This window comes from Bhargavaea ullalensis (genome assembly GCF_042432615.1).
Lineage (GTDB): Bacteria > Bacillota > Bacilli > Bacillales_A > Planococcaceae > Bhargavaea > Bhargavaea ullalensis.
Genome location: NZ_JBHLWY010000046.1, coordinates 1 through 21,259, shown reverse-complemented (window position 1 = coordinate 21,259; position 21,259 = coordinate 1). Strand labels below are relative to the sequence as shown.

At 56.4% G+C, this 21,259-nt stretch carries 20 protein-coding genes and 1 pseudogene; 7 read left to right on the top strand and 14 right to left on the bottom strand.

Annotated elements, in window-relative coordinates:
- The first annotated feature begins 87 nt into the window (after positions 1–87).
- Positions 88–1,008, top strand: coding sequence for a glycerophosphodiester phosphodiesterase family protein (locus ACFFIY_RS14085; RefSeq protein ID WP_354197374.1), 921 nt, complete (start codon positions 88–90; stop codon positions 1,006–1,008).
- 68 nt (positions 1,009–1,076) lie between these two features.
- Here the strand turns inward: ACFFIY_RS14085 and ACFFIY_RS14080 are convergent, their stop codons facing one another.
- Positions 1,077–1,523, bottom strand: coding sequence for a YlbF/YmcA family competence regulator (locus tag ACFFIY_RS14080; protein ID WP_354197409.1), 447 nt, complete (start codon positions 1,521–1,523; stop codon positions 1,077–1,079).
- Between the two features lie 5 nt (positions 1,524–1,528).
- The gene (locus tag ACFFIY_RS14075) at positions 1,529–3,061 is read right to left on the bottom strand and encodes a UDP-N-acetylmuramoyl-L-alanyl-D-glutamate--2,6-diaminopimelate ligase (RefSeq protein ID WP_354197372.1); all 1,533 of its coding nucleotides are present in this window, start codon (positions 3,059–3,061) and stop codon (positions 1,529–1,531) included.
- Between the two features lie 114 nt (positions 3,062–3,175).
- Between ACFFIY_RS14075 and ACFFIY_RS14070 the strand changes: the two genes are divergently transcribed.
- The gene (locus tag ACFFIY_RS14070; RefSeq protein ID WP_354197370.1) at positions 3,176–3,904 is read left to right on the top strand and encodes an amino acid kinase family protein; all 729 of its coding nucleotides are present in this window, start codon (positions 3,176–3,178) and stop codon (positions 3,902–3,904) included.
- A 4-nt stretch (positions 3,905–3,908) separates the two neighbouring features.
- Here the strand turns inward: ACFFIY_RS14070 and ACFFIY_RS14065 are convergent, their stop codons facing one another.
- Positions 3,909–4,976, bottom strand: coding sequence for a CAP domain-containing protein (locus ACFFIY_RS14065; RefSeq protein WP_354197368.1), 1,068 nt, complete (start codon positions 4,974–4,976; stop codon positions 3,909–3,911).
- A gap of 151 nt (positions 4,977–5,127) precedes the next feature.
- Here ACFFIY_RS14065 and ACFFIY_RS14060 point away from each other — a divergent pair, with 151 nt between their 5' ends.
- Positions 5,128–5,493 carry a YugN family protein gene (locus tag ACFFIY_RS14060; RefSeq protein ID WP_354197366.1) on the top strand — a complete coding sequence of 122 codons (366 nt, stop codon included), beginning with the start codon at positions 5,128–5,130 and terminating at the stop codon, positions 5,491–5,493.
- Positions 5,494–5,975: 482 nt separating this feature from the next.
- A complete protein-coding gene (gene ytvI / locus ACFFIY_RS14055; protein WP_354197364.1) occupies positions 5,976–7,034 on the top strand; it encodes a sporulation integral membrane protein YtvI in 1,059 nt (352 codons plus the stop codon).
- Between the two features lie 50 nt (positions 7,035–7,084).
- On the opposite strand, the gene ACFFIY_RS14050 is transcribed toward ytvI, so the two are convergent.
- The 7 genes from ACFFIY_RS14050 to cyoE all read right to left on the bottom strand — a co-directional run bounded on the left by ACFFIY_RS14050 (position 7,085) and on the right by cyoE (position 13,598).
- Positions 7,085–7,546 (bottom strand): DUF420 domain-containing protein, encoded by a 462-nt coding sequence (locus tag ACFFIY_RS14050; RefSeq protein ID WP_354197362.1) that lies wholly within the window; start codon positions 7,544–7,546, stop codon positions 7,085–7,087.
- 31 nt (positions 7,547–7,577) lie between these two features.
- Positions 7,578–8,504: a cytochrome c oxidase assembly factor CtaG gene (gene ctaG, locus ACFFIY_RS14045; RefSeq protein ID WP_354197360.1), complete on the bottom strand. Its 927-nt coding sequence runs from the start codon at positions 8,502–8,504 to the stop codon at positions 7,578–7,580.
- Between the two features lie 139 nt (positions 8,505–8,643).
- Positions 8,644–8,976: a cytochrome c oxidase subunit IVB gene (gene ctaF, locus ACFFIY_RS14040; RefSeq protein WP_354197358.1), complete on the bottom strand. Its 333-nt coding sequence runs from the start codon at positions 8,974–8,976 to the stop codon at positions 8,644–8,646.
- A 1-nt stretch (position 8,977) separates the two neighbouring features.
- The gene (locus tag ACFFIY_RS14035; protein WP_354197356.1) at positions 8,978–9,604 is read right to left on the bottom strand and encodes a cytochrome c oxidase subunit 3; all 627 of its coding nucleotides are present in this window, start codon (positions 9,602–9,604) and stop codon (positions 8,978–8,980) included.
- Complete coding sequence (gene ctaD, locus ACFFIY_RS14030; RefSeq protein WP_354197354.1) at positions 9,604–11,502, bottom strand: cytochrome c oxidase subunit I; 1,899 nt, start codon at positions 11,500–11,502, stop codon at positions 9,604–9,606. The genes ACFFIY_RS14035 and ctaD overlap by 1 nt, the downstream gene beginning before the upstream one ends.
- Before the next feature lie 19 nt (positions 11,503–11,521).
- A complete protein-coding gene (coxB, locus tag ACFFIY_RS14025) occupies positions 11,522–12,589 on the bottom strand; it encodes a cytochrome c oxidase subunit II (protein WP_354197352.1) in 1,068 nt (355 codons plus the stop codon).
- 94 nt (positions 12,590–12,683) lie between these two features.
- Entirely contained in the window at positions 12,684–13,598 is a 915-nt protein-coding gene (gene cyoE / locus ACFFIY_RS14020) for a heme o synthase (protein WP_354197350.1), read from the bottom strand.
- A gap of 317 nt (positions 13,599–13,915) precedes the next feature.
- On the opposite strand from cyoE, the gene ACFFIY_RS14015 reads away from it, so the two are divergent.
- Positions 13,916–14,872 (top strand): COX15/CtaA family protein, encoded by a 957-nt coding sequence (locus tag ACFFIY_RS14015; RefSeq protein WP_354197348.1) that lies wholly within the window; start codon positions 13,916–13,918, stop codon positions 14,870–14,872.
- A gap of 248 nt (positions 14,873–15,120) precedes the next feature.
- Here the strand turns inward: ACFFIY_RS14015 and pyc are convergent, their stop codons facing one another.
- From pyc to ACFFIY_RS14000, 3 genes are all read right to left on the bottom strand, one after another.
- Positions 15,121–18,561, bottom strand: a complete 3,441-nt coding sequence (pyc, locus tag ACFFIY_RS14010; protein ID WP_354197346.1) for a pyruvate carboxylase — start codon at positions 18,559–18,561, stop codon at positions 15,121–15,123.
- A gap of 13 nt (positions 18,562–18,574) precedes the next feature.
- Complete coding sequence (locus tag ACFFIY_RS14005; RefSeq protein ID WP_354197344.1) at positions 18,575–19,741, bottom strand: FtsW/RodA/SpoVE family cell cycle protein; 1,167 nt, start codon at positions 19,739–19,741, stop codon at positions 18,575–18,577.
- Positions 19,742–19,806: 65 nt separating this feature from the next.
- Positions 19,807–20,091, bottom strand: a complete 285-nt coding sequence (locus tag ACFFIY_RS14000; protein ID WP_354197342.1) for an Fpa/YlaN family protein — start codon at positions 20,089–20,091, stop codon at positions 19,807–19,809.
- A 165-nt stretch (positions 20,092–20,256) separates the two neighbouring features.
- Between ACFFIY_RS14000 and ACFFIY_RS13995 the strand changes: the two genes are divergently transcribed.
- Both ACFFIY_RS13995 and ACFFIY_RS13990 read left to right on the top strand, forming a co-directional pair.
- Positions 20,257–20,751: a peptidyl-prolyl cis-trans isomerase gene (locus ACFFIY_RS13995; protein WP_354197340.1), complete on the top strand. Its 495-nt coding sequence runs from the start codon at positions 20,257–20,259 to the stop codon at positions 20,749–20,751.
- Between the two features lie 12 nt (positions 20,752–20,763).
- The gene (locus ACFFIY_RS13990; protein ID WP_354197338.1) at positions 20,764–20,967 is read left to right on the top strand and encodes a YlaI family protein; all 204 of its coding nucleotides are present in this window, start codon (positions 20,764–20,766) and stop codon (positions 20,965–20,967) included.
- 188 nt (positions 20,968–21,155) lie between these two features.
- Here ACFFIY_RS13990 and ACFFIY_RS13985 read toward each other — a convergent pair.
- Positions 21,156–21,259, bottom strand: a pseudogene (locus ACFFIY_RS13985) (transposase); the annotation flags it as partial.

Here is a 21,259-nt window from a genome sequence, read left to right as displayed (position 1 = left end):
AGACCGGAAAATCCGGGCAACCGGCTCTTGCTGACACGGACGCCCGAATGTTTTATAATTCGTGTAACCGGATACAAGGAGGCCACCATGGAGAAGAAAAAGAGAATCGCCCTGACCGTCGCAGCGGCCGGCGCCGCCGCCTGGGCAGGTTCCAGAATGCTTTCAAAACCGCAGATCCGCAGTCCTCTGCCTGCACTGGACTACGACCGGCCGATCATCCTGGCACACCGGGGAGGAGCGGGACTGGCACCGGAAAACACAATGACCGCCTTCAGAAAGTCCGCAGAACTCGGCGTGCACGGATTCGAGGTGGATGTGTACCTCACAAAAGACGAGGAGATCATCATCTTCCACGACGACTCGCTCGGGCGGACGACCGACCTTGAAGGCAAGCCCGGCGACTATCCGCTTGCCGATCTCCGGAAAGCGGATTTCGGCTACCGCTTCTGTACGGAAGACGGGCTTTATCCGTTCAGGGGACAGTGCGGCGGGGCGGTCACGCTGAAAGAGCTGCTGGATGAATTCCCCCATATGCTGATCAATATTGACATGAAAGATGCGCCTGATACGTATGAGGGCGGCATAGTCCCGTCGAAGCTCTGGAAAGTGATCGATGAGGCGGAAGCCCACAACCGGGTGGTCGTCACCAGCTTCTTTGACAGTCAGATCGACCGGTTTAACCTGTACGCACGGAACCAGGTGGCGCTCGGTGCCGGGGAGCATGAAGTCCGGCGGGCCTATCTGTCATTTGCGAGCGGGTTCGGCCATCTTTATCAGCCGGATGCCGACGTGATCCAGATTCCCGTCAGCTCAGGTGTCTTCCCGCTTGATCTCGGTCCGTTCATCCGGTTTCTCGGCAAGCGCAACGTCCCGGTGCACTACTGGACGATTAACGACCCAGACGAAATGATCCGGCTGATCCGGTCCGGCGCCTCGGGCATCATCACCGACCGGCCCGACCTTGCAATGGAAGCCGTCTCTCTGGAATTTCCGGGCGACGAAATATAAAACAGGCCAGCCCGATGTTGATCGGGGCTGGCCTGTTTCCGTATGGACCTTTTTTTCAAACGGGCAGTTCACGCACTGCAGGAGCAGGAACCGCCGGAACCGCAACTTCCGCCGCAGGACGAATCCTTTGAAAAGAACGGATTGCTGACCGGGACCTTCACAGACTCGGAAACCGTCTTGCCGATCAGGAGGCTCACTTCATCCAGCAGATCCTGCAGATCGTTTTCCGCCACCTTGAGGGCGGCGATCTTGTCGTCCAGGTCCAGTTCCCGCTTTTTGACGCGGATCTGCTTCATGATGGTCGAGTAATCGGGATGGTAGCGGCCAAACCGCTGAACCTCCTCGTATTGCTCCTTCATCCGGGCGAAATCGCGGATGTCCTCCAGCAGCGCCGGATCGGTGTACACTTCATTATGGGCAAGCCGGTATGCCGCCGCCTGTTCGGAGCAGACGATCATCCGGCTGAGCAGTTCTGATTCATCGATGACGCGGAGCCATTCGTCGGTCATCATCATCGGCATCACTCCATTTCTCCTCCATCATAACAGATTCCCTCGACGGATTGCACCGGGTCTGCACCAGAAATTTCAAGATGGTTGCCGTGATAATGGCTTAAATGCCGCTCGGCCGCCTCCGCGTCGGAAAACGGCTTTGTCACTCCCCCGGCGGTCTGGCCGGATTCATGGCCCTTCCCGGCGATCAGGACCACGTCACCCGGAGTTGCGCCGGCAATCGCATACCGGATGGCACGGTCACGGTCCGGCTCCTTCCTGAAGCGGGCCGTCTGCCTGCCGATGCCTTTGAAAATGTCCCGGATGATGGCTTCCGGGTCCTCATTCCTCGGATTGTCCGACGTCACCCATACCTCCGACGAATAAAACGCCGCGATTTCCCCCATTTCCGGCCGCTTTTCCTTGTCCCGGTCACCCCCGCAGCCAAAAACGGTGATGAGCCGGCCGGTTGCCGTGCGGGAAAGCGCCTTCAGGACCGCTTCCAGTGCATCCGGCGTATGCGCATAGTCGACGACAACCCGGATTCCGTTTTTCTCCATCTCCTGCATCCTTCCCGCCGGCAGCCTGAGCCTGCCGAGTGCCCCGGCGCAGCCTGCAGGTTCCAGACCCGCCGACAGGGCGGCGGCAAGGGCAGCGGCGGCGTTCAGCCGGTTGTGTTCGCCGCCGACCGGCGCATCCACGGCCGCCCCCCCGCCGCACCAGCCCGCCTCCCAGCCGCCGCTCCCGTCATCGGCAATCCAGACATGGCGGCCGTCCCCGGGCGTTCCGCCGAAAGTCCAGGCCGGAATCGCTCCTTCGCATAGTTTCAGGACAGCGGGGTCATCCCGGTTCACAATGATCTGGTCTGCCAGCTTCACCAGCCGCGCCTTTGCCCGGAGATAGGCGGCTTCGCCGCCGTGCTCGCCGTGGTGGTCATTGCCGATATTGAGAAAAATCCCGTCGCGGATCCGGCAATGGTTGAGCCGTCCGCCTTCCAGACCGAGCGAGGATGCCTCCAGGGCAACGTGGGTGACGCCGGCATCAACGCAGTGGCGGAGCACCTTATGCAGATGTGCGGGCGGAACGGTCGTCATCGGCGGCAGCGGATAATCTGCCTGCTCCCCGTCAATCCAAAGACCGAGTGTTCCGAGCACCGCCGCCTTCACTCCCGCTTCTTTGAATATCTGTCCAATGAAGCGGGTCACCGTCGTCTTGCCGTTCGTGCCCGTCACCGCGATGACCGAAAGCCGTTCGGACGGACGGCCAAAAAAAGCGGAACAGGCATGTGCCAGGAAATCAGCAGCATCCGGCACGGAGACGGAAACGACACCCGGCGGAAGGACGGGCGGCGAGGCGGAATCGGTGACGACGGCAACGGCGCCTTTGCGGAGCGCCTCGGGGATATGAGCCGCCCCGTCGGATGCCCGGCCTTTTCTGGCGACGAAAAGCGAACCCGGCACCACTTCTGCGGAATGGTCGGTCACGGCATGGATCTCGGTCCGGATATCGCCCCCCTCAGCGGTGCAAGGCCAATTCTTCAGCAGTTCGCATAAAAGGATCATGCATAGCCCCTTCCCGAACATTTTCTCTTCCAGCGAATACATTATGTTGGAGTCCATTTCATCGTATGTGGACCGAAACTCGTTTGACACGCGGAAAGAAGGTGGCACCAGGCGATGATCATCCAAAAATTCGGCGGCGTTGCTGTCAGGGACAGTGCTTCCAGGGAGCACTGCATCCGGCACATCCGCAGGGGCATCCGGGAACACGGCCGGGTCATCGCCGTCGTTTCGGCGATGGGACGCGCAGGTGATCCTTATTCAACGGACAGCCTGCTTTGCGCAAGCCGCGACCTCGTCAATTCCCCGCAGGCCGCAGATCTGGCGGCTGCATGCGGGGAACTCCTCTCCTGCGCCGTGCTGTCTGCGGAACTGGCGGCTGCCGGCATCAGGAACGAATTGCTGTACGGGACGCGTTCGGGCATCACTGCCGAAGGGCCGTTCCGCACTGCCGGTCTCCGTGCGGACGGCGCCCGTCTGCTGCAATCACTCGGCGACGGGACTGTCGGCATCGTCCCCGGTTTTCTCGGCACAGGCACGGACGGCTTCATCAGAACGGCCGGCCGGGGCGGCAGCGACCTGACGGCGGTCGTGCTGGCGAAGGCGCTGGACGCGGACGCCGCAGAATTCTTCAAGGACGTGCCGGGCATCATGAGTGCGGATCCGGACCTGGATCCGAAAGCGGAAATGATCAGTTTCATGTCTTATGCGGAACTGGTCCCCCTGCTCGCTGCCGCACGCCCGGTCATCCAGAAAAAAGCGGCACTGTACGCCGCAAGGGCGCAAGTGCCGCTTCATATCCGAAGTTATTCCGGTGACGCTCAGGGGACCTGGATCATCCCCTGACGCTTTAGTTTGAAGTGCCCGCCGGATCGGGCCTTTCAAGCAGGATATGCGAGTAATTGTTTCCCGACACTCCCGCTCCCTGGCTGTTGAACCCCGGCTTACGGAGCAGTACCCGGTGTTCCGGAGAATTGATCCAACCATGCAGCGTGGCCGGGGCATCTACATAATCCGCCGCCTTGTTTTCTCCCGCACCGCTGTAGCTGATGTGCGCCTGCTGGAGGTCATCCGACAAGGATGGCAGCTCCTCCTTCAGCTGGATCCCCGCACGTTTCGCCTTGGCGGCCCGTTCTCGCGCAACGGCGGTGGCTTCCGCGTCTTCGGCGAGAACGGGGAGCCCCGTCCGCTTCCTGTAAAGATTGGCGAGGTCGATCACCTGCCGCTCGTTCGCCCGGTCCACCGCTCTCTGGAGAGTGGACGACATCGGAGGCGGCGTCGGCAAATCCCCGCTGTAGCTCATTTCGTACGGCTGCTGCAGCACGAGCATTTCAGGGGTGATGAACCGGACGGCAAACAGCGAACCGGAATCCATGTCGGCATACAGCTGCGCAAAGAGCCCGTCATAGGCCACGAGCATCCGCTCCTGCATATCGTCGCCGGCCAGCGTGAACACATACTGATTGGTGCCGATCTCCACATTCACTTCAGAATCCAGGATGGTGGAGGCGTATATCTCTTCAAGAGGCTGGCCGATTGAAAATGGAGACACTTCCCGTCCCTCTCCGGCCGTGTAGATTTGATTGACAACTCCATTTTTGACGCCGGCCATCATGTAGTCGGTCACCGGATCATCATACACCCACCATTCGAAACCGTACGAGGACGGCTCAATCCGGTCGGGTTTTCCGTATTTGTCGGTGAAAGCGTCTGCCGGGCCGCCGACGAAAACGGCCAGTCCGGCATTGGGCCGGGCCATTGCTTCGTGGGCATTCTGGACCGCGTTTTCCTGCGGCAGTGCCGTATTCGGGCCGACCGGAGAGACAAGCAACTCATTCTCGTCCGGTCCCCGAGACACGAACAAGATAAATCCGGCGACCAACAGGAGGACGAAGACGACGCGAAGCGCAAATTTCAATGAAAAAACTCCTTGGTCCGATGAATTTAAGTTCATTATATCAGTGTACGCACGGCGGACACAATCTTGCCATTGCAACCGGAATGCAGTTGTTCTATCATAAGAAGGTATATGGATAAGGGCAGACCGGCCCAAAGGAGGCAAATGAATCATGTACTTTGAGAACACCGGTATCGAAGGCGTGACAGCCGAACTCACATTGCTGGATGAAATCATGAACAAGCACGGACTCATCCGCGGCGAACAGTGGGACTACGAGCGGGTCAGCTACGATAAAAAGATCGTCATCAAGGAAGGCACTTACTACCTTCGCATCTTCGGCTATACGACCGACGGCGATGTCGGTTCGGGCAATGCAACGATGCATCTGAAAAAGCCCGTGCTCGGCAAGCACTACTATCCGCACGGCGTGGAATACGGCGAAGATGAAGTATTTCCCGATTATCTGGTCAAAAGCTGCTCCAAGACGCTTCTTGAAGTCCAGGAGGACCTGAAGCCGTACGACCTGAACGCTTGACCTCACCACCGCCCCGCTTCCCGAGAGGAAGAGGGGCGGTTTCCTGTCGGTTTGAGCAGTTTAGACCGCTTTTGGATGGAGGCGGTCGTTGTCTGGAGAGAGTGGAATCATAGGCTTTGTGAGTGAGCGCATTGCCGGGGTGAGTGGAATCATAGGCCCCGTGAGTGAGCGCGTAGCCCCGTTGAGTGGATTCGTGGAGCAATCATCACTTCGGTTCTCTTTTTAATTCCATTCAGAAGGCGAAGAACAGTTCGAGACAGGTCGGATAAGCACCTGTCTGAGGCTCCGCAGAGCACAGCTCAAGGAGACGGAGGCACCGCTCGCTGTAAGCAAGCGGTGTTCTTCGGCTGACAGAGTTCACCCCTCCTATGGAAGCAATTCCAATAAAGCCCCGGCCGCACCGTTGGCAGGAAGAATCGTCTATTCAAACAGTGGGCGGTTGGATATAATGAACATACTACGTTTTCGGGAGCGACTGCTGCATGTCCAGATGGCTGAATCGCCGTACACTAACTATCTTTTTCCTGCTCGTGGCCGCAATTTTGTTTGCCGTATTCATCTTGCCCGTCTCGCTTCCGCTTTTGTTCGCCCTGATCACGGCCATTTTCCTTGAACCGGTCGTCAAATTGACACTGAACCGCTTTAAATGGAGCCGAAAAACGACCGTCATCACCGTCTTCATCTCCTTTATGGCGATGCTCCTCCTTTTGTTTTACTTCAGCATCACGCAGCTGTTCGGCAAGCTGATCAATTTCACGAAATCCGCGCCGGAAAAATTCAATGCGGCAACCGGTGCCTGGATCGACATGCAGGACAAGCTGTTCAATTACACGGAGGGCATGCCGCTTGAAGTGATGGAGGCGATCCAGAATGAGATGAACCGTCTCATCGAGTCGCTGAGGGACTCCCTCCTTTCCTTCGTCAACTATGACACGATTTCGGGACTCCTCACCGGCATCCCAAATTTTCTTGTCAGCTCGATCGTCTATCTGATTGCGCTCTTCCTGTTCATGCTGGAGCTGCCCGCCCTGCGGCTGATGATTTTCAAGTACATGTCTGATCCGACCAGCGAAAAAGTGAGGTTGATGCTTGACCGGATCAATGTCGTCATATTCGGATTCATCAAGGCGCAAGTGCTGGTCAGCTTCATCATCCTCGGCATCACATTTGTCGGGCTGCTCATCATCAAGCCCCAGTATGCGATCGTCATGTCACTCGTCATCTGGATCATCGACATCATCCCGATCCTCGGATCGATCATCATCCTGGCACCGTGGTCCATCTACCAGTTCGCAAGCGGTGACGTGGCCGAAGGAACGAAGCTGGCGATACTTGCGGTCATTCTCCTGATTGTCAGAAGAACCGTGGAACCGAAAGTCATGGGGGCCCAGATCGGCCTGTCGCCGCTTGCCACGCTGGTCGCCATGTTCATCGGCCTCAAGCTGTTCGGCTTTCTCGGGCTGTTCGGCGGACCGCTTGTCGTGATCCTCTTCAACGCCGCCAAGGAAGCCGGGTTCATCCGGCTGAACTTTAAAATCTGATTCAAAAAAGGAGTCATCACCCAGACATTTGGGTGATGACTCTTTTTAGATCAATATCCGAGGATGGCACGGAACACCGAAGTGGTTTCCCCGCCTTTATAGAACACGTACAGCAGCAGGTAGACCGCAACGCCGGTAATGGCCGTGAAAAACCAGATGATGCTCGTGATCGGCCCGATCTTCCGGTGCCTCGGAAGGACGTCTTTCAGTCCCGTCCAGATTGAAATGAGCCCGAATACCGCGCCGACTGTGGCGAGGAAAATGTGAAAGATCAAAAAGACCGTGTAGTAGATCTTCAGACTGTCCGGGCCGCCGAACGAGGTGTTGCCGATAAAGACGGTCCGCGAAATGTAGATGATGAAGAACAAGAGTGCGGACACACCGGCCGCCAGCATCGTTTTCTTGTGGGCCTCGATTTTTCTCTGAGTGATGAGCCTCCAGCCGATTGCGACCAAAACGGCGCTGAGTGCAATGAAAAAGGTGCTGAGTGTTGGCAAAAACGGAACGGACATCGGATGGTTTTCCCCCTAAGGCTTGCCGGGATCAGCTGTACATCGAAAGCCGTTCCCGTTCCAGCAGTTGTTTTTTTGTGATGTCATCGGCATTGTCGCGCTCGTGTTGGAACCAGTTGAAGAAGATCTTGCCGAGGACGACGCCGTAGATGATTTCCTGAAGAACTTTCATGATGACGCCGCCGAGCTGCTGGTCATAAAGGACCGGCATGTTCGTAAAGACTTCCGGACCCGACAGCCCGGCATTGGCCAGCGTGCCGAGCGTGGACGCAGGAACACAGAGAGCCATCGACTGGATCCACGCTTCCCCGCTCTGATACGTCTCATAGACGGGCGTGTCGACGAAGATGATGAGCGCACATGCCGGCGTGATGAGGATGGCGCTCGCAATGATGTAAGCCACTTTATGGAGCCCCTGCAGTTTCGTCGTCACGCTGATCGTGTTGACGATCGGCCACCAGAGAAACAGCGCCGAAATGAACAGCGTGATCGTGAACGCGGCATGAAGCGGAATGCTCAGTTTGATCGTATCCAGAACGAGCGGCAGATGATACACCGAGAACATGGCGCTGAAGACGATCAGACTGATGACCGGCCGAGTCATTACAACGAGCACTCTGCCGAGAACCGGCACAGCAAAGACCTTTTTCCAGATCCACCCCGGTATCCCCATGATGATGAACGGAGCCGCAACAAGCAGGAGTACGGCCATCTGCACCATGTGCATCGTGAACAGAATATGACCGAGCAGATCTACCGGCGAGCCTTTCGTCACGTAGACCAGGATCATGCCGACCGAAAAGGAAATGAGCTCATTGCGCTTGAGCGGCTCACTGTCCGCAAAACGATCCCGCCATTTAACGGTGATCAACAAATAAATCAGGAACAATGCAACAAGAGCGGAAAAAAAATACGGACTCCAAAGAGCCACAAAGCCGAAAATACTGATAGGAACCATTGCAATCGCTCCTTTTTAGAATGACTCTATTCATTATAAGGCGAGTCTTTGCCCATAGCAATGAACGAAGTATGACACATTCGGCATTCGTCCATACAAAAACGCCATGGAGCCTGGGCTCGCATGGCGTTTTTCGTTCTTACCACCAGATGATCGTGACGAAGGCAAGAACTGTGAGGAAGCCGATGAGGACACCTGTATACATGAACATGGAAGGAAGGCCGTGGCCCTCCTCTTTCATGTGCATGAAGTAGTACAGCTGCAAGCCAACCTGGACTGCCGCAAGAAGCAGGATGACCGGAATGACGAACAGCGGCGAGAACCCGGCCTGGACGGCTGTGAACGAGATGAGCGTCATGAAGATCATGAGCGCGAACATCATCAGCTGGCCGCGCATCGCACGGTCGGCATTCCGCTTCTTATAGGTGTACTCGGCGGGTGTCTTTTCAATGATCTCGATATCGTGTGCCATCTTAACCGACCACTCCCATCAAGTAGACTACCGTGAAGATGAATACCCAGACGACGTCGATGAAGTGCCAGTACAGCGAGAACGTGTAGTACTTCGTCGCATTGTACAAGTTCAGTCCGCGGCGTGCGTTGCGCAGGATGAGCAGCGACAGCCAGACGAGACCGATGGCCACGTGCAGTCCGTGTGTCCCGACGAGCGTGTAGAATGCCGAGCTGAACGCACTGTTGCCATATGTGAAGCCAAGGTGGATGTAGTGAGTGAACTCATACACTTCAAAACCGAGGAAGCCGAGGCCGAGGAAGCCTGTGATGGCCAGCCAGAGCTGCATCGCCTTGAAGTTGTAGTTCTTCATGTGGTACATCGCATACACACTCGTCAGGGACGAAGTGAGGAGCAGCATCGTCATGACAAAGACGAGCGGAAGCTCAAACAGCGTGTCCGTGGAAAAATCATTGCCGCTCGGAACCGAGTTCCGAAGCGCCAGGTAAGTGGCGAACAGCGTGGCGAAGAGAATGGTTTCCCCGCCAAGGAAAAGCCAGAAGCCGACGAACTTGTTCTTCGCCTCCATCGTGGCGGTTTCCGGATGGTCCGGCCATGATTTAGCCGTGAATTTTGTGTTCAGATCCATTAGTTGCTCCCCCTTTCAGATCGGAGGATTTCTTTTTCGGTGCGGATGATTTCATCTTTCGTCACATAGAAGCCGAGGTCATCCTTGATGGAACGTGTGGCCATCGCCAGGAATGTCAGCACAAGGCCGCCGATGAGAACCGGAAGTCCCCAGCTGTGCTCAAGACGGAACATGGCCCCGAACCCTGCGATGAACAGGCCGAGAGTCATGACGAACGGAATGAATGAACCATTTGGCATATGAATGTCAGAAATCGGTTCAGCCGCGATGTACCCTCTCTTGTTGCCTTCCTTCTTCTCGATCCAGAATGTATCGAGACCGCGGACGAGCGGAGTCTGAGGGAAGTTATAGAACGGCGGCGGCGAAGGAATCGCCCACTCGAGCGTGCGGCCGTCTTCCCAAGGGTCGTTGCCGACACGCTCGTTTTTCGCCGTCGTCATGATGATGTTGATGACGAGCACAATGACGCCAATGGCCATGAGAAGTGCGCCGACAGAGCTGATGGCGTTGAAGAGATCCCAGCCCTGGTCTTTGTTGTAGGTCCAGACACGGCGCGGCATTCCCATGAGTCCAAGGAAGTGCTGCAGGAAGAATGTCATATGGAACCCGATGAAGAAGAACCAGAATGTCACCTTGCCGAGCTTCTCGCTCAGCATCGTACCGAACATTTTCGGCCAGTACAGGTGCGTCGCCGCAAGGATCGCCAGGACAACGCCGCCGACGATGACATAGTGGAAGTGGGCAACGATGAAGTACGAGTCATGAAGCTGGTAGTCGAGCGGTGCAGCACCCTGCTGGACGCCTGTGACGCCGCCCATGACGAACGACGGGATGAACCCGAGCGCATACAGCATCGGTGTCGTGATGCGGATGCTTCCGCCCCACATCGTGAGGAGCCAGTTGAAGATCTTGACCCCGGTCGGAACGGCGATCGCCATCGTGGCAACCGCGAAGATTGCGTTGGCTGTCGGTCCAAGGCCGACCGTGAACATGTGGTGGGCCCAGACCATGAAGCCGAGGAACCCGATCAGCACGGTCGCGAAAACCATTGCCGAGTAACCGAACAGGCGCTTCCGCGAGAAGATCGAGAAGATCTCGGAGAAGATCCCGAACGACGGAAGGACGAGGATGTAAACTTCAGGGTGACCGAAAATCCAGAAGATATGCTCCCAGATGATCGTGTTGCCTCCGCCGTCCACGTGGAAGAAGTTACCGCCGAACATCCGGTCGAATGTCAGGAAGAACAGGCCGACCGTCAGTGGCGGGAACGCAAACAGGATGAGTGCCGAAGCAACGAATGTCGTCCATGTGAAGAGCGGCATCCGCATGTAGGTCATCCCTGGTGCGCGCATGTTGATGATCGTGACGAGGAAGTTGATCCCCGCCATAAGCGTACCGGCACCCGCAATTTGCAGGCCGATCGCATAAAAGTCGATCCCGTGTCCCGTCGAAGCGATCGACAGCGACGCGTACGATGTCCAGCCGGCATCAGGAGCCGCATCGATGAACCAGCTTAGGTTCAGGAAGAGGCCGCCGAAGAAGAACATCCAGAAACCAAGTGAGTTGATGAACGGGAACGCGACGTCACGGGCTCCGATCTGCAGCGGCACAATGGCGTTCATAAAGCCGAACAGCAAAGGCATCGCTGCCAGGAAGATCATGGTCGTCCCGTGCATCGTGATCAGTTCGTTGAAGAAACCTGCACTAACAAAGTCGTTGTTCGGCACAAGAAGCTGCAGGCGGATCATGAGAGCCTCGATCCCGCCGAGGACGAAGAAGAACCCGCCCCCGATCAGGTAAAGGATGCCGATCTTCTTATGGTCGACTGTCGTCAACCAGTCCCACAGCGTCGCGCCGAACCCTTTCTTTTGTGCGACTGTATTCGCAGCAGTTGTCACAGTTGTAGCCTCCTTTACCTTACTCTTCGACTTTCAGTCCGAGCAGATAATCCGCAATCGCATCCAGATCTTCATCCGAAAGGCTGTCGAAAGCAGGCATCAGGTTGCCCGGCTTGTATTTTTGCGGATCCTGGATCCAGTTGACGATGTTTTCCTTGTCGTGGTCAAGGTAGCCGGCAACACGGTTGCGGTCGCCGAAGGTCGCCATGTTCGGTCCGGCAGCCCCCGAAGCACCGACGCCCGATGTCGCGTGGCAGCCGATACAGCTCTGTGCGAACGCGGCTTCACCGGCATCTGCGGAATCCTTGTCCGGCATCTGGCCTTCCGTTTCTTTCATGGCTGCCACCCAGCCGTCGAAGTCATCACGGTTCATCGTCTTGACCTTGAAGTCCATGAGTGCGTGGGACGGACCGCAGAGCTCCGCACACTTGCCGTAGAACACGCCGTCTTTCAGGTCTTTTGATTCTTTGTCAAACACAAGGTAGAACTTGTTGAGGTTGTCCACGTTCGTGTCCATCTTGCCGCCGATTGCAGGAATCCAGAAGGAGTGCTTGACGTCTGCGGCTTTCAGGTTGAAGAAGACTTTCTCGCCCGTCGGCACGACGAGCTCCTGGGCAGTCACGATTCCGTATTCCGGATACTCGAACTCCCACCAGTACAGTTTCGCCGTCACGTCGACGACGAGGTGTTCAGGATTGCCGTCATCGTCCGTTTTCTCCATGGCCGATACATCCCCGAGCTTGTACGTGTAGTAAACGGTCGGGATTGCAATGATCAGCAGGAGGAGAATCGGGATGGCCGTCCAGATGAACTCGAGCTTGTGGCTGCCTTCGACATCATCCGGCATGTGGTCTTCGCCGAGGCGCGAACGGCGGAATTTGACGAGTGCCGCCACGTAGATGACCACGACAACCAGGATGACCAGCAGCATGATCAGGGAAGTCAGGATGAGCAGGTTGAACTGCTCCTGGCCCACTTCGCCCGACGGCCTGAGTGCCGAGAGGTATTCTTCACCGCATCCCGACAGGACGAGTGCAAGCGCGGCCAGCATAGCCGGGAAGCGCCATTTTTTTAGTCCTTTCATCATCGATTAACCAAACCTCTCTTTCATAGTTGTTTTTCAAGTATGAGGACCGTGATGCCCTTTTATGATGAATTCTTGTGTAGAAAGAATTCCGGGATCATGCGATGACCGAGAAGATGATCATCGAGACGAACAGGATCGTCATGTAGTTCAGGGAATAGACGAACATGCGCGTCGCCCATTTGATCTCATCGCCCGCTTTGAAGCCTTTGAGGGCGATGAAGAGCCAACCGAGGTTCAGCAAGGTGGCGAGGATGAGGAAAGCCATGCCGAGCTGCGGAAGCAGGAACGGCAGCGGGAAAAGCAGCAGCACCCAGCCGAGCATCGAACGCTTCGTGCGTTTGAAGCCTTTCACCACCGGAAGCATCGGAATCCCGGCCGCTCTGTACTCTTCCGTCCTTCTCATGGCAATCGCGTAAAAGTGCGGCGGCTGCCAGACGAACATGATGAGGAAAAGCGCCCAGGCGCCCATGCCGAGCGACGGCTCGACGGCTGCCCAGCCGATCAGCGGGGGAATCGCCCCGGAAACCGCGCCGACAACCGTATTGGCCGCATGTCGTCTTTTCGACCACATCGAGTAAAGGACGACATAGGCGAAAATCCCGGCAAGGCCCCAGAGGCCCGCATTCACGGATGCCGAGAACAGCAGAATCTCCCCTGCCAGCATGAAAGCGACCGACATGGCGAATACTGCGGGCGCCTTGAAACGCCCCGTCACCGTCGGCCGGGACTTGGTCCGCGACATGACCGGGTCGATATCACGGTCGATCAAGTTGTTCATCGCCGCTGCGCCCGCCACAATCAGACCGGATCCGAGGACCGCATAGATCATGAGATCCAACTCATGCAGAAAGTGCCTGCCGGAGAATTGTACGGCAAGGAAGAAGCCCGTGAACACTGTAATCACGTTCGAATTCACGATGCCGATCTTGATAAGTGCGAGAAAATCCTTCATGAAGGAGGCGGACTCCGTCTCCGGCTGATCGGCCGTGATCGTGCGACTGTTTGTCATGAAACCCCTCCTTTCAAACTGCCGGCAACACCCGCTAACCTTTACTATATCGGAAATCCGGGCCCAATTCTATACTTAACCCAAATTTGTCGAACGGAAGCGGACGTCCGTCATAATTTCACAACATATCTATAGTAAAGCATTTCAGATTTTCTTTTGTGAAGCCATTAGGTCTTTTTTATGAACAAATTGTGAAATGCTCCCACTTGTCCGGCGGGCACTTGCGCCCGCCGTTGTATTTGCATTCCGTTTCCGATATCATCAAAAAAGCGGAGACCGTCTCCGGGGCGGTCAGAATATATAAAGAAGGTGTCATCATGCAGTACAGCAACAAACTGAAATGGGTCGCCGTCGCTTCGACGATCGGCATGCTCGCCATCCTGCTCGGCGGTGCCCTCGTGACGAAGACCGACAGCGGCATGGGATGCGGCAGGCATTGGCCCGGATGCAACGGCCAGCTCATCCCGACCGAAATCACAGCGGAAGTGCTAATCGAATTCTCCCACCGGCTCGTGACCGGCGCGGTCGGCATTCTGATCGTCGTCCTCTGCTTCTGGTCCTGGAAAGCGCTCGGACATATCCGGGAAACGAAATTCCTGTCCTTCATGGCGCTCTTCTTCCTCGTCCTGCAGGCGCTGATCGGCGCTGCCCAGGTCAAATGGGGACAGGGGGACTTCATCCTTGCCCTGCATTTCGGCATCTCGCTCATCTCCTTTGCGGCGGTTTTCCTGCTGACCCTTCTGATCTTTGAAGTCGACAGGAAGTTCGATGCAGACAAAGTACGGATCGGTCCAAAGCTGAAGTGGCACACGCTCGGCGTCACGCTTTATTCCTATATTGTCGTTTATACGGGCGCGCTCGTCCGTCACACCGGTTCCGGCCTTGTGTGCCGCGACTGGCCGTTCTGCCGGAACGACGATATCCGCCTTCCGGGCAACCTGCACGAGTGGGTGCAGATGGGCCACCGCACTGCGGCTTTCTTAATCATCGTCTGGATCGCCTACATCGCTTTCCATGCATGGCGGAATTACCAGGATCAGAAAGTGGTCAGCCGCGGCTGGCTGATCGCGTTCATCCTCGTGCTCGCACAGGCGGCAACAGGAGCAACCGTCGTCTTCACGCGGCTGAACCTGGCGGCGGCGCTCGTCCACTCGCTCATCATTTCGCTCCTCTTCGGACTGCTCTGCTACATGATTCTCCTCGTCTCGAGGAGCAGGCAGATCGAAAAACGCAATCCGGACGGAAAAGGCATGACGGACCATCCCGGCTTCTAAGTCTGCCTTTGCAGGCGGAATTCCAATCAAAAAAGAATGTTCTTTGAAAGAAGCTGCCCTTTTCCGGACAGCTTCTTTCATTTTGATCCGGTCCGGCCTGTTTTCTCCGGCATCCGGGAATGTTCTGGGGTTTTCACTGTGTAAAGAGAGGCATCCGCCGAAAAAAAGGAAGCCGACGGTATACTGTCAGCTTCCCTGTTTTGCAGGCCGGAAAACGCAGCCTGCGTATTTTCATGGAAAAACCGGGCTCAGTCTTCCTTCATTTCGATGAGGAGATCCCCGGTGGAAATGGCATCCCCCGCCGATACGTAGATGTCCTCCACAACTCCGTCAAACGGAGCCTGGACGGTCGTCTCCATCTTCATCGCCTCCGTGATCAGGAGGTGTTCCCCCCGCTTGACACGGCTGCCGCGGTCGACTGCCACTTTCAGGACGGTGCCCGGCATCGTGGCGGCAATGTGGCGTGCATTCCCCTTCTCCGCTTTTCTGCGCTGGACGACATCGACTTCCGCCGATGCATCGGTGATGACAATTTCGCGCGGTTGTCCGTTCAGCTCAAAATAGATGATCCGGGTGCCGTCGGACTGGACCTCGCCGATCGAAACGAGTTTGACGATGAGCGTTTTTCCTTTTTCGATTTCCACTTCGATTTCTTCGCCGAGCCGCATTCCGTACAAGAAGGCCGGCGTGTCGATCACGGACACATCCCCGAACTTCTCGTGCTGGCTGCTGAAGTCTTCGAACACCTTCGGATAAAGGGCATGCGCGAGCAGTTCATGGCTCGAGACCGGCCGGCCGAGCCGATTGAACAGCTGTTCGCGTGCCTGTTCAAAGTCATAAGGCTCGAGCAGTTCGCCCGGGCGGACCGTGATCGCTTCCCTGTCTTTCAGGATGACTTTCTGGAGTTCCTCTGGGAATCCGCCGTACGGCTGGCCGATGTCGCCGCGGAAGAATTCGATGACCGAATCCGGGAAGTCGATCGACCGGCCGCGTTCCACGACCGATTCCTCATCCAGGTTGTTCTGGACCATGAACAGCGCCATGTCGCCGACCACCTTGGATGACGGCGTCACCTTGACGACATCGCCGAACAGCATGTTGACGCGGGCATACATTTCTTTGACTTCGTCCCAGCGCTCGCCGAGGCCGACCGCCTTCGCCTGCTGCTGAAGATTGCTGTACTGTCCGCCCGGCATTTCGTGGAAATAAATTTCGCTGTGCGGGCTCATCATGCCGCTTTCGAAATGGCCGTACATTTTCCGCACATCCTCCCAGTAATGGGACAGCTTTTCAAGCGAACCGACGTCCGCACGCACTTTGCGGCGGCCGCCTTCCATGGCATGGAACAGCGTGGAGGCGCTCGGCTGGGAAGTCAGCCCGGCCATTGCTCCGAGTGCCGTGTCGACGATGTCGACGCCCGCCTCGATTGCACGGGCATACAGATAAATGCCGTTCCCGCTCGTATCGTGGGTGTGCAGGTGAATCGGGAGCGACACCGTATCTTTCAGTTCGGACACGAGGCGGTAGGCGGCCTCCGGTTTCAGCAGGCCCGCCATGTCTTTGATCGACAGAATATGGGCGCCGGCGCCTTCCAGCGCCTTTGCCATTTCCTTGTAATAGGCAACCGTATACTTGTCACGGCCGTCGTCGAGAATATCGCCCGCATAACAGATGGCGGCTTCTGCCACTTTCCCGGAAAGTCGTGTCTCGTCGATTGCGACTTCCATCGCCTTGATCCAGTTCAGGCTGTCGAAAATCCGGAACACATCGATGCCGGCATCAGCGGACTTTTGGATGAATTCCCGGATTACATTGTCGGGATAGTTTTTGTAGCCGACGGCGTTCGATCCCCGGAACAGCATCTGGAACAGCACGTTCGGAACTTTTTCACGGAGCTTCAGCAGACGGTCCCATGGGCTTTCGCCGAGGAAGCGGTAGCTGACGTCAAACGTCGCCCCTCCCCACATTTCCAGCGAAAACAGATCCGGCATGAGACGGGCGGTTTCGTCCGCGATCTCCAGCAGATCATGGGTCCTCACCCGCGTGGCCAGCAGGGACTGGTGTGCATCGCGGAACGTCGTGTCGGTGAGCAGCACATCTTCCTGTGAGAGGATCCAATCCGCCAGCCCTTCCGCTCCCCGTTCGTCGAGAATCTGCTTCGTGCCCGGTGCCGGAGGAACAGACAAGTCAACGGCGGGCTTGCGCGGAGAGTGGAAGATCGGCTTTTTCACTTTCCCGATGCCCGGGAATCCGTTCACCGTCACGTTCCCGATATAGCTAAGCAGCTTCGTGCCACGGTCTTTGCGGGAAGGGAACAGGAACAGCTCAGGCGTTTCATCGATGAACGCCGTGTTGTACTTGCCGGTGAGGAAATCCGGATGCTTGACGACGTTTTCAAGGAACGGAATGTTCGTCTTGATGCCGCGGATCCTGAACTCCTGCAGGTTGCGGTCCATCTTGGCTGCCGCTTCGCGGAACGTCATGCCCCAGGTCGATACTTTGACGAGCAGCGAATCGTAATGCGGCGTAATGACCGCCCCCTGGAACCCGTTGCCTGCGTCAAGCCGGACGCCGAAGCCGCCGCCCGAGCGGTAGACCATCAGCTTGCCGGTGTCGGGCATGAAATTGTTGAGCGGATCTTCGGTCGTGACCCGGGACTGGATGGCATAGCCGAACAGCGGAATGTCCTCCTGCCGTGGAATGCCGGTTTCCGGATCATGCAGCCCTTTTCCTTCCGCAATGTGGATCTGGGCGTGCACGATGTCGATTCCGGTCACCATTTCCGTGATCGTGTGCTCCACCTGGATGCGCGGATTCACTTCGATGAAGTAGAACTTGTCGCCGTCTACGAGGAACTCCACCGTGCCGGCGTTGACATATTCCGCGTTTTCCATGAGCCGCACGGCCGCCTCACAGATGTCGATGCGCAGCTTGTCGCCGATTGCCGTGGAAGGTGCAATCTCGACCACTTTCTGGTGGCGGCGCTGGATCGAACAATCCCGTTCATACAAATGGACGACCTCGCCATATGTATCCGCCAATATTTGCACTTCGATATGTTTTGGTTTGTCGAGGAACTTTTCGACATAGACTTCATCCGAACCAAAAGCAGCCTTTGCCTCGGAACGGGCGCGCTCGTACGCTTCTTTCGTCTCTTGCGGGGAATGGACGACGCGCATTCCCCTTCCCCCGCCGCCGAGCGCGGCTTTGATGATGATCGGATAGCCATGCGTTTCGCCGAATGTTTCGACTTCTTGGAGCGAAGAAACAGGGCCGTCACTTCCCGGGATGACCGGAAGACCTGCAAGGATCGCCTGTTCACGCGCCTTTACCTTGTCTCCGAACATATCCAGATGGGAAGAGCGCGGCCCGATGAAAATGATCCCCTCTTCTTCACAGCGCCTTGCAAACTCCAGGTTCTCCGCAAGGAACCCGTACCCCGGATGAATGGCATCCGCACCCGAGTCCTTTGCGATCGAGATGATGCCTTCAATGTCCAGATAAGCATCGATCGGCTTTTTCCCTTCTCCGACAAGATAAGCTTCATCCGCCTTATAACGGTGGAAGGAGCCGTTGTCCTCCGCAGAATAAATGCCGACCGTCCGGATTTTCAGCTCCGTGCAGGCACGGAAGATCCTGATGGCAATTTCCCCGCGGTTCGCCACAAGGATTTTCTGGATTTTCCCCATTTCCCCATCTCCTTCACTTCTGTCTCGATTCGCTTTTGGCGAACATGGATACATTCAGAAGTATCCCTATTGCAAAGGATAGCAGGATTAGGGAAGTTCCGCCATAGCTAATGAACGGAAGCGGGACGCCGGTGAGCGGCATCAGTCCGGTCATCCCGCCGAGGTTGACGAATGTCTGGAAGCCGAACAGGCTGCCGATGCCGGCTGCGATCATCCGCGCCTGCGGGTCTTTTGTCTTGAGTGCAATCGCAATGGCGCGCAGGACGATGAATCCGAGGCCGCCGAGCACAATCGCCACACCCACGATCCCCAGCTCTTCGGAGATGATTGCCATGATAAAGTCGGTCTGCGGTTCGGGAAGATACCCCATTTTCTGGATTGACTCCCCGAGGCCGAGCCCTTTCAGGCCGCCAGCCCCGATCGCCAGGTAGCCGTTGACAATCTGGAACCCCTTGTCAAGCGGGTCCGCAAAAGGATCCAGGAAAGTCGTGATCCGGCCCATGCGCCCTTCGGTGAGCACCTCTTTCCCGAACAGAAGCATGCCGCCGACCAGCACGGCGAGAAATGCCCCGACCATGCCTGTGAACTTGAAAAATGTCTTCGGATGCATGCCGCTTGCGGCCATGACCGATACGCCGATCACGCCGAGGATGATCGTCGCCCCAAGATCCGTCTCCGTCAGGATCGAGAACAGGGCCAGCGTCAGGAGTGTAACCGGCGGCATGACGGAGTTGTTGAAGTCGTCGATGGTGCCTTTTTCATATTTCTTCGAGAAAACGCCCGCAAAGTAAAGAATGAACGCGATCTTGGCGACTTCGGAAGGCTGGATGTTGATTGGTCCGAGCTTGATCCAGCTTCTAGCGCCTACATCATCGCCGAATCCGACAAAATGGACGACGAGCAGCAGGACGCCCGTAACCGCAAGAGAAAGCATCATGAAGCCCGTCCGCTTGTAATGCCGGTATGGGATGAAAGCCCCGACAAACAGTGCCGGTGCGGCAATCGTCAGGTTGATCAGTTGTTTTCTGTAAAAGTGGTCGGCGCTCCAGCCATACCGGTTGACCGCCCACACCATGCTTGCGCTGTAGATCATGACCAGCCCGAACAGGCACAGGACAAGCCATGTGAAGAAAAGAGGGAAATCAAAGTTCCGGAGATACCGTTTTATATATTCGCGCATGAAAATACTCCAATCATTCATTAAACAAAAAACTCAAACCGCCGGATGTGTTTGAGTTTTTCGTCTTATTTCTTCGTATATGCATCATGCAGGACCGACAGTTCCCGTTCAAGCGTAGCCAGAATCTCCCGGCCCTGCTCGCGTTCGATCAGGCCCAGCTTCGCGGCGAATTCAATCTCGCGGGAAAGTCCGAACATCTGTGTATCCAGCACTTCTTCATAAAGAGGGCACTGCGGCATCGTCAAGTGGTCCATCTGGACTTTGATCAGCTGAGCGATCTTTTCCGCGTCCGCCTGAAGAAGTTCCAATGCCTTTTCATGATACGCCGCCGGTTGCACATTAGTATCCATGAAACCGCCCCCATCAGCAGGTTTTCTTCCATCGTATATCTTCTAAAGTGTATCTTTTCAACGGACAAATTGCAAGCAGTCAACCAAGTTTGCCGGTCAATCCCCTTTTGCGGCGGCCATATAAACGGTATACTGGACATGCGACAAATTGGAGGAGGAATCCCTATGATCATTCCGATTAAAGGAAATGCAGATTATACGATCACGCTCGATCCCGGGACCTGGATTTTTGACGACCGGAAAATCGACCTGAATACTTACTTCACGGAAGAACGCGAAGAAAAGAATGAACTGGACGAATACGTCAAGGCGACGTCCAAGCACTGGTCCCGCGAAATCATGGAAGGTGCCACTTATCCCCCCACGCTCAAGACGGAGCGCAAGTTCAAGAAAACCGAACTGCTGCACGGCACGTTCGGCATCGTGCTTGAGCCGTTCCTGAAAAATGCGGGCATCCGGGGAGACGCAAAAGAAATTGCGTTCGGCACAGCGGACGGCGAAGAACACCGATTCCCGGTCGAAGAAGCTTATTCGATGATCTTCCAGTTCAGCGTGGACGGCCAGCCACTGAAAGAGGACGGCCCCGCATGGCTTTTGTTCCCGGACGGATCAAATGCCGAAAACCCGATCAAGGCCATCCGGACCATCACCATCATCTGAGGAGGCACCGCCATGCTTGTAAAGTGTGTGCTCTGTGAGCGTGAAGGCGAACTGCCGGACCACTCCCCGGAAGCCAAGCAACTGCGCAACCGGCCGATTCATACGTATATGTGCCGCGAGTGCCATGACCGCATCTCGGCCAGGACCGCGGAGCGGATGGCCACCGGCAAGTTCCGATTCCGGCGCACATCCGCCAGCTCGGAAGAACGTTTTTGATCCGCCTCTTTTATCACAGCGCCATCCAATCCGGCCCGCTGCGGCCGCCGAAAAACATCAAGAGTTCCCGCTGCTTTTAAAGAGTGGCGGCTCTTTTTATTTTGCCCGAAAGTCTCCGGAGGGTGTTGTGCATGGGGTCCGGGAGAAGCAGGTCCGAAATAAGGACAAGCGGATCCGAAAATCTATGACTTCGTTGAACGGATGCCAAACGTGTACTGAAGAATTGGAAGCTTAATCAGCACGACAGGATCAATGCCCGGACGGCCACGGTCGGAATAAAGATCTTCCACGA

Coding starts and splice junctions, on each gene's coding strand:
- ACFFIY_RS14085 (WP_354197374.1), top strand. CDS start 88: ATGGAGAAGAAAAAGAGAATCGCCCTGACCGTCGCAGCGGCCGGCGCC.
- ACFFIY_RS14080 (WP_354197409.1), bottom strand. CDS start 1,523: ATGATGATGACCGACGAATGGCTCCGCGTCATCGATGAATCAGAACTG.
- ACFFIY_RS14075 (WP_354197372.1), bottom strand. CDS start 3,061: ATGATCCTTTTATGCGAACTGCTGAAGAATTGGCCTTGCACCGCTGAG.
- ACFFIY_RS14070 (WP_354197370.1), top strand. CDS start 3,176: ATGATCATCCAAAAATTCGGCGGCGTTGCTGTCAGGGACAGTGCTTCC.
- ACFFIY_RS14060 (WP_354197366.1), top strand. CDS start 5,128: ATGTACTTTGAGAACACCGGTATCGAAGGCGTGACAGCCGAACTCACA.
- ytvI (WP_354197364.1), top strand. CDS start 5,976: ATGTCCAGATGGCTGAATCGCCGTACACTAACTATCTTTTTCCTGCTC.
- ACFFIY_RS14050 (WP_354197362.1), bottom strand. CDS start 7,546: ATGTCCGTTCCGTTTTTGCCAACACTCAGCACCTTTTTCATTGCACTC.
- ctaG (WP_354197360.1), bottom strand. CDS start 8,504: ATGGTTCCTATCAGTATTTTCGGCTTTGTGGCTCTTTGGAGTCCGTAT.
- ctaF (WP_354197358.1), bottom strand. CDS start 8,976: ATGGCACACGATATCGAGATCATTGAAAAGACACCCGCCGAGTACACC.
- ACFFIY_RS14035 (WP_354197356.1), bottom strand. CDS start 9,604: ATGGATCTGAACACAAAATTCACGGCTAAATCATGGCCGGACCATCCG.
- coxB (WP_354197352.1), bottom strand. CDS start 12,589: ATGATGAAAGGACTAAAAAAATGGCGCTTCCCGGCTATGCTGGCCGCG.
- cyoE (WP_354197350.1), bottom strand. CDS start 13,598: ATGACAAACAGTCGCACGATCACGGCCGATCAGCCGGAGACGGAGTCC.
- ACFFIY_RS14015 (WP_354197348.1), top strand. CDS start 13,916: ATGCAGTACAGCAACAAACTGAAATGGGTCGCCGTCGCTTCGACGATC.
- pyc (WP_354197346.1), bottom strand. CDS start 18,561: ATGGGGAAAATCCAGAAAATCCTTGTGGCGAACCGCGGGGAAATTGCC.
- ACFFIY_RS14005 (WP_354197344.1), bottom strand. CDS start 19,741: ATGCGCGAATATATAAAACGGTATCTCCGGAACTTTGATTTCCCTCTT.
- ACFFIY_RS14000 (WP_354197342.1), bottom strand. CDS start 20,091: ATGGATACTAATGTGCAACCGGCGGCGTATCATGAAAAGGCATTGGAA.
- ACFFIY_RS13995 (WP_354197340.1), top strand. CDS start 20,257: ATGATCATTCCGATTAAAGGAAATGCAGATTATACGATCACGCTCGAT.
- ACFFIY_RS13990 (WP_354197338.1), top strand. CDS start 20,764: ATGCTTGTAAAGTGTGTGCTCTGTGAGCGTGAAGGCGAACTGCCGGAC.